Origin of the sequence: Hymenobacter bucti, from assembly GCF_042681145.1 — a bacterium.
Classification (GTDB): domain Bacteria; phylum Bacteroidota; class Bacteroidia; order Cytophagales; family Hymenobacteraceae; genus Hymenobacter; species Hymenobacter bucti.
In genome coordinates, this window is record NZ_JBHUFD010000001.1 from 1,021,848 (window position 1) to 1,038,245 (window position 16,398).

Here is a 16,398-nt window from a genome sequence, read left to right on the forward strand (position 1 = left end):
AAGGGAAGCGCAAGCTAATCGGATTTTTCTAAAAAATCGCAATAAATAAGTATACCCCTTGAAGTATCTGACTGCGACGAGGCGCTTACTACAAAATCCCTAAAAAGAACCGCCTCTTCGGTTAGCCGCTACCAGTAGCAAAACAGCGCCTGGGTAGCTGGTAAAGCGCCCTACATGTTCGTTTTAGGGTCTTCCTCGACCGTGAGCACCTCGCGGGCGCGCTCCCGGTTGCGCTCGCGGCGGGTCGGCGACTCGCGGCCAAATAAGTCGCGCAGCGAGTTAAACTCTTCGGTGTGCAGCAGCGAGATGCCGGCGCGGGCCTGGTTCTGGTTGACGTTGTTGATGAGGTCGCCGGTACGCGGAGTGGTTTCGTAGCGCAGCTTGGCCCGGAACTTACCGTCGGGCCGCAGGAAGTATTCGAGGCTAAAGTCACCGAGCAGCGACGACTGGTTGGTGGTGGTGATGCCCGTGGTGGTGGTGGTGGTCGAGGTATTGCTGATGCCGCCCTCGCGGGTGAGGCGCAGGCGCCCGTTTAGGAAGGAGTAGCTCAGGCGCACTTGCAGGGCTTGCAGCTGGTCGGCGGTGAGGCCGTTGATGTTGAAGTCAATCTCCAGATTCTGGTCAATCTGCGAGGTGAGCGCGCCGAGCTGCGACGAAATAATTTGCCCTAGGCTGTTCTGCACCGCGTTGCCCTGGCCGCTGAGCGAGACGCTGGTAAACGCGTTCTGCTGCGATAGCGTGCGGAAAACCAACAGGCTGAACACTTGGCGGTTCAGCTCCTGCTCGTCGTTGCGCAGCAGCGCAATGAACGAGGCTAGGTCATTCTGGAGCGAGCTAGGTGCATCATCAAACTCCAGCGCCAGCTTGATAACCGGTAGCAGCAGCGGCCCGGTCAGGTTCATCACGGCCGTAACGGGCACCACGGCCGCGCCGCTGCCGGTGCTGCCGCCGCTGCTGGTTTGCAGAATCGGCGCCAGCGAGGTGCGCTGGGTGTAGGTCGCCGTCACGTTCATTTGCCCGTCGAGCGGGTCGCCGTTCCAGGTGATAACGCCACCCGGCCGCACCACAAACTCCTTGTTAACCAAGCCTTGCAGCGTGAAATTGTAGGCGCCGCGCACAATCTCGACCTGCCCGTACATATTAAATTCGCCCCGCGTGTCGATGGCCAGGCGCAGCTGCCCGGTGGCCGCCCCCCGGATTACGTCGCCGGTGGCCTCATCAAGCAAAATCTCGAGGTAGGCGTCGGGCGTCACCGTCAGGTTCATGTTCAGCTGAATACCCGACAAATCGACCTTATTCTGCGCCGCCAGCGTGGCGGCCGTGATGGCCTGCCGCCGCTTCACCGAGTCGGGCAGGTTGCGGTTCACGAATTTGATATAGGTGGCTTGCTGGGCCTTGGCCGCATTATCGAGGGGCAACGCCAGGCGCGTGCCGGCCTCCGAGGTGGCGCGCACGTCCACCACTAGGTCATCGACTGGGCCGCGCACGGTGGCCGTGCCCGTGGCGTAGGCCGTGCCAAAGTACATGTCGTTGTCCTTGCGCGTGGTGCTGAGGACCTGAAACTTGCGGAAGTTAGCCCGCAGGCTTAGGCTCATGTTCTGAAAGCCCTGGTGGTTGATGCTGCCGTCCACCGTGCCCGTGTTGCCCTGGGCGTCGCGCAGCTTAATGCCGGCCAGCAAAATGCTGGTGTTCGTGAACGTGATGCGGTCGGCGAAAGTGTAGGTGGTGCCTAGGTAGCCAAAGGTGAAGCGCCCGTTCTGCACGTCCAACGCCCCCGTAAGAATAGGCGCGCTGAACAGGCCGGTGAGCATGAGCTCGCCCTGCGCCGTGCCGCCCAGCTTATCCAGGATACCGGTGAGGAAGGGCTGGGCCAATACCACGGGCGCGTCGTCGAGGCGGCCGGTGAGGTTAAACTGCTGGGTGGCCGACTTTGGCGCCAGGTAGCCCGTCACGGATAGCACGCGCTGCTGCTGGCGGGCCACGTCGAGGTTGATGCGCAGCTGGCTGCTGGGGTTGTCCCAGTCGCCGCGCCCGGCCACCTGCCCAATGGGCACGCCCTCGTACACCAGCGAATCGACGGCCAGCGTGCTGTTCACGGCCAGGTCATTGTAAATGCCGCTTACCGAGGCCTTTAGATTCAGGCGCCCGCCCAGCCGCTGGTCAATCACGGAGTTCAGGGTGCCTAGGTCGAAGTTGGCGATGTCGAGCTGCAAGGGCGGCTGGCGCGGGTCAGGCGAGATGATGCCCTGGGCGCTCAGCCGTTGGTTGCCGTTGCTGAGCACGAAATTTTGAATGTCGAGCCGCTTGCCGTAGTCGCTGATGCGGATGACGTTATCGGCCGCAATCGTGTATTCCTTATCGAGCAGGTGCAGGCCGCTCTGGCGGAAAACCACCTCCACCACCCTAGGCAAAAACGAGAGCGCCCCGTTGATGGTGGCGCGGTTGGTGGTGCCGCTTTGGGCCAGCGAGGTCGAAAAATTGATGCGCTGCTGGTCCCACACGCCTTCCACCACAAATTTCTCGGTGCGGCCCAGCCCCGGTACCAGCTGGCGCGCCGAGGTCACGCTGGCCTGCGCCAGCACCTCGGGCCGGTAGGGCAGCTTGGACGTGGTGAAGTCAAACTCGGTGGCCACCGTGCGCACTGGCCCGTACCAGATGCTGTCAAACCGACCGCCAAGCTGCAAAATCGACGTTTCGCCCTGCCGGAACGAGCCGTCGATGCGGCTATTGTCCGAGAGCTGTAAGTCGGGCATCAGCAGGTTTAGCACGGGGTTGATGTGCTTGAAATTTACATCAAAATCAATCTCGTAGGTGGGCAAGGCCTGCTGGCGCTTGCGCTGGTAGTAAGCCGCCGTGGCCACCGCGTTGCTCTCAAAATTGAGCCGGTACTCGTGCCAGAGCGTCTCGATATCGCGCCGCACGGTGGCCACCTCAAACCGCCCCGCCGCCGATACGGCCAGCACTTCCGAGCGCAGACTCACCGCGCGCTCGCCGCGGCTGTTGCGGGTGCTGGTCACGTCCAGGGTGTCGAGCTCCAGGGTTTGGCCGCGCAGCGTGAAGCGTGAGTCGCGCAGCCGGGCGTAGCCCAGCAGCGAGTCGAGCTGGGTGCCGCGCAGGTGCACCTGGGCGTTGGTGCGTACCACCAGCGGCATGTCCAGCAGGCCTAGGGTACCTAAGTTAGCCCGGCCGATGGCGGCTGTCACGTCTATGCGCTGGTGGCGGGGGTTGAGGTCAAACTCGCCGTTGGCCGTGAGCTGCACGGCGGGGTCGTTGGCCGTGATTTTGCCCTTAAAGCCCTGCCCGGCAAAGTCGCCGTTGAGGGTTAGGTTGTGGTAGCGGTATCCATTGAGCCAGATGGCGGGCACCGCCACCACGGCGTGCCCCTTGGCCACGGGCGGCACGAAGCCCGTGCCGGTCACTTTGCCGCGCAGCGTCACGTCCCGAATCATCGACTCGTCACCGATGAATTTGCCCAGCTGAAAAGCCGTGCTCTGGATGTCGCCTTCGTAGCGGGCGTGGTCGAAGTCGCTTTTGGTCTTCAGGTTAAGGTCAGTCGAAACCTTGCCTAGGGCCGTGTCGAACGAGGCATTGGCCACGAAGTCGGTCACGTAGCCCACAAACTGGCCGTTTAGTTTTATCAGCCCTAGGCGCTGCACCAGCGTATTGGCTGAGCGCGGCAGCCAGCGGCGCAGGTCGGCCGCGTCCACCTGCGAGGGTTGCAGGCGTAAGTCCATGAGGCTAGTGCGCCAGCGCGGCAAGTTGTCGGCGTGGGCGCGGCTGGCCACCACGTGGGTGCGCCGGCCGTAGCGCACGTCGAGGTTTTTGATTTGAAAATCGCGCACGTAGCCCTTTGCGTCGCCCGAAATCCGGATAGAATCCTTCAGCGAAGCCAGCTGCGGCGCAAACTTGGCAATGTCATCGGTGTAAAGCTTGGCTCCGCGCAGCTGCGTAACCACCCGCATCGAGTCGTTGAAGTCGGAAAAGTTGCCAAAGCGCTTGTATTCAAAGCGCAGGTACTTTTGCAATTCACTGCGGCCGATGCGCAGCTTCAGGCCCGCAAACTCCCAGAAGTGCGCCTGGTACTGAATGTCGGCCGTGAGCTCGCGCAGATGCGTTTGGGAAGGCACTTCCACTGCCCGCAGGCCCGCCACCCGCACCCGCAGGGTATCGGTCCTAAAGTTCAGGGCCGAGATGTCGGCGTAAATACTATCGACCTGCATGTGGGCGTAGTCGATGCTGCGGCCATAGGCGGGGTCGCGGGGCCGGTCGGGCCGCTCCAGCTCAAAATGGCCGTTGCGAAGGGCCACGTCGTGCAGCTGAAAATCAAAGGGCTTTGAAGTCGTCGTTGTGTCGGGCGGCCCGGCCAGGCGCTTAATGGCGCTCAAAAACTGGTCGAGCGTGGTGGAGTCGGGCTGGCCAGCCACGTCGCGCAGGGCAAAGCGCGGCTCCGTGAGCGTGAGCGTGCCCACGTGCAAGTGCCTAGGGTCGAATACTGAAAACAGCTGAATATCAGCGTCGGCCCGCCCAATGCTGAAGAGCTCACCCCCGCGGCGGTCGCGCACCCGCACCCGGTCGAGCAGCACGTGCGAGAAGGGCCGCACGTCCAGGCCCCCGATTTCTACTACCTGCCCCAACTTCTGGGAAAGTACGGCAGCGGCCTTTTGGGCCAGGCGCGTTTGCACGCTGGGGATGCGCAGGGCCACCAGCACGCCACCCACCAGCACCAGGCCCAGCACAAGCAGGCCCAGCAAGGTTCGGAGCAGAATGCGGAAAGCGCGACGCACGAATACGGATAGAAAGAGGTTATAACCAGCTTGGTCTGGCTGGTAAAACGCAAAGGTGCGGCTTTTCGCGCACAGTGCTCCCGCAAACGGAACAGATAGTCGGCGGGTTCGCCCGACCTTTGCAAGGGAGTTATGAGTTATGAGTTAAAAGTTATGAGTTGGTTTAACGCTGACTCGGACGAAGCCAACTCATAACTCATAACTCATAACTCATAACTAAAACGAAGTGCTTACCCTTCTCGCCATCGAATCGAGCTGCGACGACACGGGCGCCGCCGTGTTTCGCAATGGTCAGCTGCTCAGCAACGTAGTGGCCGGCCAGGCCGTGCACGAGCAATACGGCGGCGTGGTGCCCGAGCTGGCCTCGCGGGCGCACCAGCAGCACTTGCTGCCGGTCGTTACGGCCGCGCTGCGCCAGGCTGGCATCGATAAAAACGACCTAGATGCCGTGGCCGTGACCCAGGGCCCCGGCCTGCTCGGCTCCTTGTTGGTAGGCAACTTGTTTGCCAAGAGCCTGGCGCTGGCCCTGGGCAAACCGCTGCTGGCCGTGAACCACATGCGGGCGCACATTCTGGCGCACTTCATCCGGGAGCCCAAACCGGCGTTTCCGTTTCTGTGCCTCACCGTGAGCGGCGGGCACACGCAATTGGTGGTGGTGCGCAGCGCCTTGGACATGGAAATCCTAGGTCAGACCATCGACGATGCGGCGGGCGAAGCGTTCGACAAAACGGCCAAGCTGCTCGGCCTGCCGTACCCCGGCGGCCCGCGCCTCGACAAGCTGGCCCAGACCGGCAACCCCCGCCGCTTTCCCTTTCCCGAGGGTGCGCTGGAGGGCTATAATTTCTCGTTCAGCGGCCTCAAAACGTCGGTCCTCTACTTCCTGAAAAAGGAGACGGCTGCCAACCCTAGGTTCGTGGAAGAGAACTTGGCTGACCTCTGCGCCAGCATTCAGCACACCATTGTGCAGACGCTGCTGCGCCAGCTCAAAAAAGCCGCCCAGGCCACCGGGCTGCACCAAGTGGCGCTGGCCGGCGGCGTGGCCGCCAACTCGGGCCTGCGCCAGGGCGTGCAGGCGCTAGCCCAGGCCGAAGGCTGGGACGTATTCATCCCCGACTTCGAGTTTTGCACCGACAACGCTGCCATGGTAGGCCAGGCCGCTCTGTTCCAATACGAAGCCGGCGACTTTGCCAGCCAGCTCACCAGCCCCGACCCTAGGTTGAAATTATAACGTATGGCTCTCTCACTGCGCCCTACCCATCGCCGGAAGCGCAGCCAGCTTGCCGCAGGCAAGCGTATCCGCGCAATCCGTTAAATCCGTTAAATCTGCGGTATGAAAGACAAGACTCCCGCCCCTATCAACATCAAAAACCGCCGCGCCAGCCACGACTACACGTTCTTGGCCAAGTACGACGCGGGTATGATGCTGCACGGCACCGAAATAAAGAGCGTGCGCGCTGCCGAAGTAAACCTGCAAGATGGCTACTGCACCTTCGACCACAAGGGTGACTTGTGGGTGCACAGCGTGCGCATTGCGCCCTATACGCCAGGTACTTACAACAACCACGATGCTATGCGCGTCCGCAAGCTGCTGCTCAACAAGCGCGAGCTCAAGCAGCTGGCCGGTAAGATGGATACCGGCCTCACCATCATTCCCTTGCGTTTGTTCGTGACTGACCGCGGCTTTGCCAAGCTCGAAATAGCGCTGGCCCAGGGCAAAAAGCTGTTTGACAAGCGCGAAGACCTCAAAGCCAAAGACCAGAAGCGCGAAATGGAGCGTTTTCGGTAAAGGGTGAATGAGCGAATGAGTGAATTTTTAAGCCATCAATTAGCCATTCGCCCCTTCATTCACTCATCCACTCCTTCACTACTTCACTCATTGAACCCAGGTATTTGCGCGCTCAGCGCCGTTCCCGTTCGGGCCGAGGCCAGCGATAAGGCCGAGCTAATCACCGAGTTGCTGTTTGGCGATTGTTACACTGTGCTGCTCACGCAGGGCAACTGGCTGCACGTGGAGAGCGCCGCTGACCAGTACCAGGGCTGGATTGACTACAAGCAGCACCTGCCCGTGAGCCCGGCCTACTTTGAGGCGTGGCGGGCGCAGGAGCACCCTAGGGCGCTGGACCTGGTGCAGGTAGTATCAGATGCCGACACGCGCCAGCCCATCACGGTGGGTTGCCGGCTGCCCTTCTTCGACGGCATGACGCTGAAGGTGGGCGATAAGTGCTTGTTTTACAATGGCACGGCTACTAACCCCGCGCAGCCTACCACGCCCGAGCGCCAGCTCGCGCTGCTGCGCAAGATGGGCCTGCTCTACCTGCGCGCACCCTACGTGTGGGGTGGCAAAAGCGTATTTGGCCTCGACTGCTCGGGCCTCACGCAGCAGCTCTTTGGCTTGCTGGGCGTGCAGCTACCGCGCGATGCCTACCAGCAGATTGCCCTAGGGCAGCCCGTCGATTTTGTGACTCAGGCGCGCCCCGGCGACCTGGCTTTTTTTGAGAACGCCGATGGTCGTATCGTGCACGTGGGCGTGGTCTTCGACGAAGGTCAAATCCTGCACGCGCACGGCGAGGTGCGCCTCGACCCGCTCGACCACCACGGCATCTTCAACCGCGACCGGCAGAAATACAGCCACAAGCTGCGCCTGATAAAGCGGGTATTGTAGCGCGAACTGGAAAGTTCGCGCTACAATTGAATTACCACTGAATAGGCGTTTCGCCGTGCTGCTCCAGCCATTCGTTCGTCTTGCTGAAGGGCTTGGAGCCGAAGAAGCCGCGGTCGGCGGAGTAGGGCGAGGGATGCGCAGCCTTGAGCACCAAGTGTTTGCTGGCGTCAATCAGCTCGTCTTTCTTTTGGGCGTAGGCGCCCCACAAAATAAATACTACGTGCGGCCGGCCAGCGGACACCTGCTTGATTACCTCGTCCGTAAACTCCTCCCAGCCCTTCTTTTGGTGCGAGCCCGGCGTGGCGGCGCGCACCGTGAGCGTGGCGTTGAGGAGCAGCACGCCCTGCTGGGCCCAGCGGTCGAGGTTGCCGTTGGCAGGGGCCGGCGTGCTCGGAATATCGTCTTGCAGCTCCTTAAAAATATTGTGCAGTGAAGGCGGCGTGCGCACGCCTTCATTCACCGAAAAGGCCAAGCCATGCGCCTGGTTTTTGCCGTGGTAGGGGTCTTGCCCTAGGATAACGACTTTGACCTCGTCGAAGGGGCACGCATCGAAAGCGTGAAAAATCTGGGAGCCTAGGGGGTACACCGTGGTGGTGGCGTACTCGCCGCGCACCCAGGCGGTTAGCTTCTGAAAATAAGGCTTCTCAAACTCGGCGGCGAGTACCGGCCGCCAGCTTTCGGCAATTTTGACCATGAGGGAAGAGGAGAGGAAAGTCGAAAAACAAAAAATAAAGCAGTGCGAAAGCCGTTAGGGGCGTTAAGTTCGTATAAAACCAAAGTTTCCGGGCTGCTGTTGGCCCCGTAGCCTACCTTCGCTGCCGCCGCTTATGCCTACTACCACTACGCAGGGCGTAACCGTTACGGTTACGACCAATTATCTGCCCGATTATTCTAGTCCTTCGCAGGAGCACTTTGTGTTTGCCTATCGTATTGATATTCGCAACGATAGCGAATACACCGTCAAGCTGTTGCGGCGCCACTGGTTTATCTCAGATGCCAACAGCACGGTGCGCGAAGTGGAGGGCGAAGGCGTGGTAGGCCGCCAGCCCGTGCTCGAGCCCGGCGAATCGCACCAGTACATGAGTGGCTGCAATCTCAAATCGGGCGTGGGTAAGATGGAGGGCACCTACCTTATGGAGCGCCTCGCCAACGGCGAGCAATTTCAAGTCACAATTCCGGAGTTTACCCTGATGGTACCCTACCGGATGAACTAGATTTTGGCTGTTAGCTATTGGTTATCAGCTATTAGCTGCATAAAGCCAAGAAGCTAGCAGTTGACAGCTAACAGCTATTAGCTTGCATCAACTTTTCGCTTATCTGCGCTACTGGTTGCGCTCGGGCAATGCCCACGGGCTGCATTCGCCATTTATTTACGGGCTTTATACCACCGTTATCCGCCACAACGGTAAGTTCAAGGCGTTTGGCCCGATTGAAGCGCGGCGGCGCGAGCTACTAAAAAGTACTCAGCGTATTGCGGTCACGGATTTTGGGGCGGGCTCGCAGGTGGCCGGGGGCGGTGGCCAGCAACGGCGGCTTAGCGATATTGCGCGCCACGCCGCCAAGCCCTCGCGGCTGGCGCAGCTGCTGTTTCGGCTGGTCAATCATTTCCAGCCCGCCACCATCCTGGAGCTGGGCACGTCGCTGGGCCTCACTACGGCCTACCTGGCGGCGGCCGACTCGCGCAGTAAAGTCATCACCTTCGAGGGCTGTCCCAACACGGCCGCGGTGGCCCGCGAGACCTTCGCCAAGCTACACCTAGGCAACGTAGAACTAGTAACCGGCAACCTCGACCAGACGCTGCCCGCCACGCTGGCTGGGCTCACTAGGCCCGTCGATTTCGTCTTTTTCGACGGCAACCACCGCTACGAGCCCACGCTGCGCTACTTTGAGCAGTGCCTATGTAAGGCGCACGACAACAGCGTATTCGTGCTCGACGACATTCACTGGTCGGCCGAAATGGAGCAGGCTTGGGAGGCCATTAAAGCTCACCCCGCCGTGACCGTGACTGTGGACCTGTTTTACGTCGGGCTGGTATTCTTTCGCAAAAAGCAACCTAGGCAGAATTTCTGGCTGCGGCCGTGAGCGCCGCGTTATATTACAGATAAACTGCGTGAGGTAGCCAAGCGGCAATAAGAAGGCGGAGCACCAGTGGGAAATAATCTTTCCCACTGGTGCTCCGCCTTCTTATTGCCGCGGCCTCAGATGAGGGTTAGCTACGCATTCAGTCCTTGGGGGTTGAGGTCGCCGGTGGGGCGCACGGCCTCGCGCACGCGGGTGAGGCGCTGCAGCAGGGCTTCGAGCTGGTCGAGGGGCAGCATGTTGGCGCCGTCGGAGAGGGCGGTGGCGGGCGTGGGGTGCGTTTCGATGAACAGGCCGTCGGCGCCCACGGCAATGGCCGCCTTGGCAATGGTTTCGATGAGGGCGGGCTGGCCGCCCGTTACGCCGCTGGCTTGGTTGGGCTGTTGCAGCGAGTGCGTCACGTCCATCACCACGGGCACGCCGAAGCCGCGCATGGTGGGCAGGTTGCGGAAGTCAACCACTAGGTCGCTGTAGCCGAACGAGTTGCCCCGGTCGGTAAGGATGACGTTCGGGTTGCCGGCGCCCTGTACTTTGTCCAAGGCCCAGCGCATGGCTTCGCCGTTCAGGAACTGGCCCTTCTTGATATTCACCACTTTGCCGGTTTTGGCGGCGGCTACCAGCAGGTCGGTTTGGCGGCAGAGGAAAGCCGGAATTTGCAGCACGTCGACGTATTCGGCCGCCAGGGCGGCTTCGTCCGACTCGTGGATGTCGGTGACGGTGGGCACGCCGATTTCGCGGCCCACTTTCTGCAGGATGCGCAGCGCCGTTTCGTCGCCAATGCCGGTGAAGGAATCGAGCCGCGAGCGGTTGGCTTTGCGGTACGAGCCTTTGAATATGTAGGGAATCTGAAGCTTATCGGTGATGTGCTTCACGCGCTCGGCAATGCGCAGCGCCATGTCTTCGCCCTCGATGACGCAGGGGCCGGCCATCAAAAAGAACTGGCCAGAATTAGTGTTGCGGAAGTGGGGGAGGGCTTGGGCGAGCGAGGTGAGCATGAGCGTAGCGCCAAGCTCCAGCTTGGCGAAGGGTAGGGGTGAGAAGCACCGGGCTGGAGCCAGGCGTTACAGCTTTTGCAGGCAAATAAACAGCTCGCGGCCGGCGCGGGCGGGCAGCGAGTTGTGCGCAGTTTCGAAATGAACAAACCGGAAATACGGCTGAAAGTACGCCGCGTACTCGGCGCGGCTGCCGCCAAATGGCGGCTCGGTGGCCCCGGCAAACGGGGTGTCGAAGAGCAGCCCCACGAGTTTGCCGCCCGGCCGCAGCAGCCGGGCGCATTGCGCGGCGTAGGCCGGCCGCAGGCTGGGCGCGAGGGCGCAGAAGAACGTTTGCTCGATAATTAAATCGAAGGTTTCGGCTTCACCTAGGGCAAAGAAATCGGCTTGCCAAAGGTGCGGGTGCGGAAAGTCGGGCACGCGGGCGGCGAGTTCGGCCAGGGGCTCGGGCGCCAGGTCGGCCACCACCACGTGCTGAAACCCTAGGTGGTGCAGATACTCGGCCTCATAGGCGCGGCCCGCGCCGGGGATGAGGATGCGCGGCTGCCGCGGCACATCGAGCTGGTCGAAGTACGCTTGCAGGGGCGGGGTGGGGCGCCCGGCGTCCCAGCCGGCGCGGCCGGGGGCGGCGTAGCGGGCCTGCCAATAGACAGCATCGAAGGCGGGGAAATCCGTTTGCATGGCCGCAAAGTAGGAAGAGGACTAGGCGAAGTAGAAATAAACGCTATTTTTACCCGTTACAAAGGTAGCCGTCTGCTTAATTGGCCGGCTCACGCCTGCATCTCTTTCACTTTTTGGCCCCCCACCCCGCATGGAACCTCAGAACGAACAACCCGAACCTCGCCAGAATAATAGCCGCGTCCTGCTGTGGGTGGCCCTCGTCCTGGTGCTGCTCGGTATCAACGGCGTATTGTTTTACCTAAACAATCAGAAAAAAACTGAGAACGAGCAGCTTACTACCCAAGTGCAAGCCAAGGACACCAAGCTGACGGCCCAGATAAAGGAGTTTGAAGACCTGAAAGCCAACTACGAGCGCCAGAGCCAGGACCTGCAAAAGCTGGGCCTCAGCAATGACTCGCTGGTGGCGCGCATCGCGGGTATCAACGCCGATTTGCTGAAGCTGCGCTCGTTCAAAGCCGGTTCGTTTTCGGTGGCCCAGCAGCGGCAATTCAAGCAGCGCGCCCTCAACCTGGAGAGCCAGCTAAAGAAAAAAGACGACGAAATCGCTTCGCTCAAGCAGTCGAACGAGACGCTATACACGGAAACGACGACCCTGAAGGAAAAGCAAAACAAGCTGACCGATACCATCAGCACGATTGCCAAAACCAACCGCGAGCTGAGCGACAAAGTCAACGTAGCTTCGCGCTTGCAGGCTGACAATATTCACGTTAGCATCCTGACTTCCAAGAATAAGGAGAAGGACGACGACAAGGAGGAGTTCAAGGCCAAGCGCGTAGACCGCGTGAAAGTGACCTTTAGCCTGGCCCGCAACGACGTGTCGCCGAAGGAAACCAAGCAGATTTACCTACGCATTCTGGAGCCCGACGGCGCGGCCCTCTACAACCTGAGCACCGGCGGCGGCACGTTCAGCGTTGATGGCCAGGAGGCCTTCTACACCCAGAAGCAGGACGTGGTGTTCGACAACACCAAGCAGCCGCTGAATTTTGTGTACGCCAAGGGCGGTGACTACAAAATCGGCCAGCACACGGTGGAGCTCTACGAAGGCGGCGCCCTGATGGGCAAGACGACCTTTACGTTGAAATAGAGTAACTTAATTTAATTAGAACGTCCTGCTGCACCCGCGGCAGGACGTTTTTTTGTAGCTACTGATGCCCCACAATGCCCTCATGAGCTGGAGCGGCGGCAAGGACTCGGCCTTGGCCCTGCACCACGCCCTGCGCGACCCCAACTACCAGGTGACTCAGCTGCTGACCAGTGTGAACGCGCACTACCAGCGCGTGTCGATGCACGGCGTGCGGCTGGAGCTGCTCGAAGCCCAGGCCCAGCGCCTGGGGCTGCCGTTGCGCCAGCTGCAACTGCCCGAAATGCCTTCGATGGCTGACTACGACCAGGCGCTGCTGGCCACGCTCACCGACCTGCGGCAGCAGGGTATCGACACGGCCATCTACGGCGATATTTTTCTGGAAGACCTGCGCGCCTACCGCGAGCAGCAGTTGGCGCGGGTGCCGCTGCGGGGCGCGTTTCCGCTGTGGCAGCGCGCTAGCCTCGATGTATTGCGCGAGTTTTGGGACCTAGGGTTTCAGGCCATCGTGGTGTGCGTGAACGACCGGGCGCTGGACGCCAGCTTCTGCGGCCGGCTGCTCGACCGCGACTTTGTACGCGACCTGCCGCCCGGCGTGGACCCCTGCGGTGAGAACGGCGAGTACCACAGCTTCGTGTTCGACGCGCCGTATTTCAGCCAGCCGATTGAAGTAGTGCGCGGTGAGCTGGTGCGCCGCACGTACCAATCGCCCACCGGCAACGTGGGCAGCGGCGCCCTCGATGACCCCTTTGCGGCGGGCTTCTGGTACTGCGACTTGCTGCCGGGCGGGGAGCTTAAAATACCCGGCCGGCCGGTGAGCGCGACAACCTAGCCCAACTATCCCCGACTTTTACGCGCTCGTTTCGCCTACTAAACCGCCTCCATTTGTCTCGTTTCAAACTTCTGCTGCTTGCGCTGCTGCTGAGCGCGCCGCTGCTGGCCCCCGCCCAGCGCCGCCCCGTCGCCCGGCCCATTAAGAAAATTGCGCGCCCCGCGGCCCCTAGGGCTACCGGCGTGGCACCTGGTTTCTTGAGCTACCTGCACTCGCCCTGGGTCGATAGCCTGATGCGTAGCCTCACGCCCCGGCAGCGGGTGGGGCAGCTGTTTATGGTGGCGGCGTATTCCAATAAACCTGCTGTCTACCAAGATTCTATCTCGACGTTGATAAAGGACTACGGCATCGGCGGGCTGATATACTTTCAGGGCGGACCGGTGCGGCAGGCGCGCCTGCTCAACCGCTTTCAGGCCCAGAGCCGGGTGCCACTGCTAGTGGCCATGGACGGCGAGTGGGGCGCCGGCATGCGCCTCGACAGCGTGCTGCGCTTCCCGTACCAGATGAGCCTGGGGGCGGTGCCCGAGGCCGATTCGGCGCTCATCTACGATATGGGGCGCGAGGTGGCGCGGCAGTTCACGCGGCTGGGTATGCAGGTCAATTTCGCGCCGGTGGTCGATGTCAATAACAACCCGGCCAACCCCGTTATCGGCTTCCGCTCGTGGGGCGAAAACCCAGTGGCGGTGGCGCGCTTAAGCCGCCTCTACATGCGCGGCATGCAGGATGCGGGCGTGCTGGCCGTGGCCAAGCACTTTCCCGGCCACGGCGACGTGGAGGCCGATTCGCACCTGGCGCTGCCCATCGTACGGGTCGACAAAGGCCGGCTCGATTCGCTGGAGCTGCCCTCGTTTAAAAGCATGATTGCCAATGGTATCGGCGGCATGATGATAGCGCACCTCGACGTGCCGGCGCTCGACAACTCGGGCGCGCCCACCACGCTCTCGAAGCCCGTGGTGACGGGGCTATTGCGTCAGCAGTTGGGCTTTAAAGGCGTGATTTTTACCGACGCCATGAACATGAAGGGCGTCATTGCCAAGGTGCCCACTGGCGAAGCCGAAGTGCGCGCCATCCTGGCCGGCAACGACGTGCTGGAGTTCAGCAAAAGCGTGCCGGTGGCCCTGCAAGCCGTGTTGGCGGCCGTGGACAGCGGGCGCATCTCGCAGGCGCGCATCGACGAAAGCTGCCGCCGCGTGCTGGCCCTCAAGCAGTGGGCCGGCCTGCATAAGTACCGGCCCGTGGCGGAGCAGAATATCGTGGCTGACCTCAACCCGGCGCACGCCCGTTACCTCAGCCACCGGCTCACTGAGCACAGCATCACGCTGCTGCGCAACCAGCGCAATATCTTGCCCTTGCAGCGCCTCGATACGCTGCGCCTGGCCACGCTGGTGGTGGGTGGTAGCCCCGCCGACACCACCGATTTTCAGCGCGCCGTGGCCGACTACGATGCGCAAGTGGCGCACTTCCACCTGCCCGCCGCGCCCACCCTAGATGAGTTGGTGGACATGCGCGCCAAGCTCTTTTCCTACGATGTGGTGCTGGTGGCGCTGCAAAGCTTAGGTCGCCTGCCGGCCACCAGCTTCGGCATCGCGCCCGAGGCGCAGCTGCTGCTGCGCGAGCTCACTAAGCCCGGCCAGCAGGTGGTACTCAGCGTGTTCGGCTCGGCCTACGCTGTATCCAAGGTGCGCGACTACGACCGCGCCAGCGCCGTGGTGCTGGCCTACCAGGAAAGTGTTGAGGCCCAGCAGCTAGCGGCGCAGCTTATTTTCGGCGGCATCGGTGCCCGCGGCAAACTACCTGTAACGGTGGCCAATAATCTGCCCATCGGCTACGGCCTCACCACCCAGCCCGGCCAGCGCCTGGCCTACGCCCACCCCGAGGATGCGGGCATGAATGCGCGCCTGGAAGCGCGCGTGGACAGCGTGATGGCGCAGGCGCTCGCGGCGGGCGCTACGCCGGGCGCCCAAGTCGTCATTGCCCGGCGCGGGGTAGTGGTGCTGCGCAAAAGCTACGGCTACCAGGCGGCTACCAGCGGCGTGACCTTGCCTATGGTGAGTGCGCCGAGCGTCGCGGTGGCGTCGGCGGCCGGCAATTTCGGGAGCGAGCCGGGCAGCGCTTCGGCCACTGGCTCAGCGGCGGAGGCACCTAGGACATCGGCCCGGCTGGTGCAGAATACCGACGTCTATGACCTGGCGTCGCTGACTAAGGTGCTGGCGGCAATGCCCGCACTGCTCAAGCTGCAAGAGCAGGGAAAATTCAGTCCAGACAGTACCCTAGGGCAGTTTTTCCCTTTCCTGCAAAAGACCGACAAAGCCGGCCTGAAAATGCGCGACGTACTGACGCACCAAGCCGGCCTGCCGGCCTGGATTCCTTTCTGGAAGGCGCTGGCTAAGGACGATGGCACGCTACGCCGACGCTGGTTTCGGGCCGACTCGTCGGCGCGGTTTCCGTTGCCGGTGGCGCGCGGGATATGGGGCCGTAAGGACTTGCCGGCTCATATCTACGAACAGATTGGGGCCGCGCCACTCAAGCCTGCGCAGGGCTACGTGTACTCCGATTTGTCGTTTTACCTCTACCCCGACCTCGTGCGGCGACGCACGGGCCAGCCGTTTGAGGAGTTTTTGGCCAAGCAGGTGTACCGGCCGCTGGGCTCGGGGTTGCACTTTCAGCCATTGCACCACTTTGCCGAAAGCCGCATCGCGCCCACCGAGTACGACTCGCTGTTTCGGCGGCAGCTGCTGCGCGGCTACGTCGATGATGAGGGCGCGGCGCTCCTAGGGGGCGTTTCGGGCCACGCGGGCCTGTTTGGCTCGGCCAATGATGTGGCCCAGCTGGCGCAGGCCTATGCCTGGGGCGGGCGCTACGGCGGCCAGCAAATCTTCAAAACCGATATTCTCGCTGATTGGACGCGCTGCCAGTTTTGCCCCACCAACCGGCGCGGGCTGGCCTTCGACCGGCCCAGCAGCCCCGCCACGGGCAACACGGCGCCCGGGGCCTCGGCCAGCAGCTTTGGGCACTCGGGCTTCACGGGTACCTACTTCTGGGTTGACCCGGAGAAGGAATTAGTTGTGGTAGTACTCACTAATTGGCTCAACCCCTCGCGCCGTAACACTAAGCCGGGCCGGCCGGGCGTGCGCCTCCAGATTCAGCAGGTGGCGATTGAGGCGGTGCAGTAAGCTGCTGATATATAGTAAGTAGAATAAAATTGTCCTTACGCGTGCTAGCGGAGTAAGCCACCTTTCAGGTGCGTTAGCTTCGCTGGTACGCGTAAGGACAAGCTATTTTAAACC

12 protein-coding genes are annotated in these 16,398 nt (G+C 61.8%); 8 read left to right on the forward strand and 4 right to left on the reverse strand.

Going from position 1 to position 16,398, the window contains the following annotated elements:
* Nucleotides 1-170: 170 nt before the first annotated feature.
* Nucleotides 171-4,784: a translocation/assembly module TamB domain-containing protein gene (locus ACFSDX_RS04225; protein WP_382311932.1), complete on the reverse strand. Its 4,614-nt coding sequence runs from the start codon at nucleotides 4,782-4,784 to the stop codon at nucleotides 171-173.
* Between the two features lie 226 nt (nucleotides 4,785-5,010).
* On the opposite strand from ACFSDX_RS04225, the gene tsaD reads away from it, so the two are divergent.
* From tsaD to ACFSDX_RS04240, 3 genes are all read left to right on the forward strand, one after another.
* Complete coding sequence (gene tsaD, locus ACFSDX_RS04230; RefSeq protein WP_382311933.1) at nucleotides 5,011-6,012, forward strand: tRNA (adenosine(37)-N6)-threonylcarbamoyltransferase complex transferase subunit TsaD; 1,002 nt, start codon at nucleotides 5,011-5,013, stop codon at nucleotides 6,010-6,012.
* 102 nt (nucleotides 6,013-6,114) lie between these two features.
* Entirely contained in the window at nucleotides 6,115-6,570 is a 456-nt protein-coding gene (smpB, locus tag ACFSDX_RS04235; protein WP_382311934.1) for an SsrA-binding protein SmpB, read from the forward strand.
* A gap of 90 nt (nucleotides 6,571-6,660) precedes the next feature.
* Nucleotides 6,661-7,446 carry a C40 family peptidase gene (locus ACFSDX_RS04240; RefSeq protein WP_382311935.1) on the forward strand — a complete coding sequence of 262 codons (786 nt, stop codon included), beginning with the start codon at nucleotides 6,661-6,663 and terminating at the stop codon, nucleotides 7,444-7,446.
* A gap of 31 nt (nucleotides 7,447-7,477) precedes the next feature.
* Here ACFSDX_RS04240 and ACFSDX_RS04245 read toward each other — a convergent pair whose 3' ends face one another.
* A complete protein-coding gene (locus tag ACFSDX_RS04245; protein WP_382311936.1) occupies nucleotides 7,478-8,140 on the reverse strand; it encodes a uracil-DNA glycosylase in 663 nt (220 codons plus the stop codon).
* A 133-nt stretch (nucleotides 8,141-8,273) separates the two neighbouring features.
* Between ACFSDX_RS04245 and apaG the strand changes: the two genes are divergently transcribed.
* Nucleotides 8,274-8,660, forward strand: a complete 387-nt coding sequence (gene apaG / locus ACFSDX_RS04250; RefSeq protein ID WP_382311937.1) for a Co2+/Mg2+ efflux protein ApaG — start codon at nucleotides 8,274-8,276, stop codon at nucleotides 8,658-8,660.
* 82 nt (nucleotides 8,661-8,742) lie between these two features.
* Nucleotides 8,743-9,528, forward strand: coding sequence for an O-methyltransferase (locus ACFSDX_RS04255; protein WP_382311938.1), 786 nt, complete (start codon nucleotides 8,743-8,745; stop codon nucleotides 9,526-9,528).
* A gap of 131 nt (nucleotides 9,529-9,659) precedes the next feature.
* On the opposite strand, the gene kdsA is transcribed toward ACFSDX_RS04255, so the two are convergent.
* On the reverse strand, nucleotides 9,660-10,520 hold the full coding sequence (kdsA, locus tag ACFSDX_RS04260; protein ID WP_382311939.1) for a 3-deoxy-8-phosphooctulonate synthase: 861 nt from the start codon (nucleotides 10,518-10,520) through the stop codon (nucleotides 9,660-9,662).
* Between the two features lie 66 nt (nucleotides 10,521-10,586).
* A complete protein-coding gene (locus ACFSDX_RS04265) occupies nucleotides 10,587-11,198 on the reverse strand; it encodes a methyltransferase domain-containing protein (RefSeq protein ID WP_382311940.1) in 612 nt (203 codons plus the stop codon).
* A gap of 130 nt (nucleotides 11,199-11,328) precedes the next feature.
* Here ACFSDX_RS04265 and ACFSDX_RS04270 point away from each other — a divergent pair, with 130 nt between their 5' ends.
* From ACFSDX_RS04270 to ACFSDX_RS04280, 3 genes are all read left to right on the forward strand, one after another.
* Nucleotides 11,329-12,282 (forward strand): hypothetical protein, encoded by a 954-nt coding sequence (locus tag ACFSDX_RS04270; RefSeq protein WP_382311941.1) that lies wholly within the window; start codon nucleotides 11,329-11,331, stop codon nucleotides 12,280-12,282.
* Nucleotides 12,283-12,346: 64 nt separating this feature from the next.
* A complete protein-coding gene (locus ACFSDX_RS04275; RefSeq protein ID WP_382311942.1) occupies nucleotides 12,347-13,111 on the forward strand; it encodes a Dph6-related ATP pyrophosphatase in 765 nt (254 codons plus the stop codon).
* A 53-nt stretch (nucleotides 13,112-13,164) separates the two neighbouring features.
* Nucleotides 13,165-16,284 carry a glycoside hydrolase family 3 N-terminal domain-containing protein gene (locus tag ACFSDX_RS04280; RefSeq protein WP_382311943.1) on the forward strand — a complete coding sequence of 1,040 codons (3,120 nt, stop codon included), beginning with the start codon at nucleotides 13,165-13,167 and terminating at the stop codon, nucleotides 16,282-16,284.
* The last annotated feature ends 114 nt before the right edge of the window (nucleotides 16,285-16,398 follow it).

Excerpts from the sequence above, each read along its gene's own strand:
- ACFSDX_RS04265 (WP_382311940.1), bottom strand. The coding sequence starts at position 11,198 with ATGCAAACGGATTTCCCCGCCTTCGATGCTGTCTATTGGCAGGCCCGC.
- ACFSDX_RS04275 (WP_382311942.1), top strand. The coding sequence starts at position 12,347 with ATGCCCCACAATGCCCTCATGAGCTGGAGCGGCGGCAAGGACTCGGCC.
- ACFSDX_RS04245 (WP_382311936.1), bottom strand. The coding sequence starts at position 8,140 with ATGGTCAAAATTGCCGAAAGCTGGCGGCCGGTACTCGCCGCCGAGTTT.
- ACFSDX_RS04270 (WP_382311941.1), top strand. The coding sequence starts at position 11,329 with ATGGAACCTCAGAACGAACAACCCGAACCTCGCCAGAATAATAGCCGC.
- apaG (WP_382311937.1), top strand. The coding sequence starts at position 8,274 with ATGCCTACTACCACTACGCAGGGCGTAACCGTTACGGTTACGACCAAT.
- kdsA (WP_382311939.1), bottom strand. The coding sequence starts at position 10,520 with ATGCTCACCTCGCTCGCCCAAGCCCTCCCCCACTTCCGCAACACTAAT.
- smpB (WP_382311934.1), top strand. The coding sequence starts at position 6,115 with ATGAAAGACAAGACTCCCGCCCCTATCAACATCAAAAACCGCCGCGCC.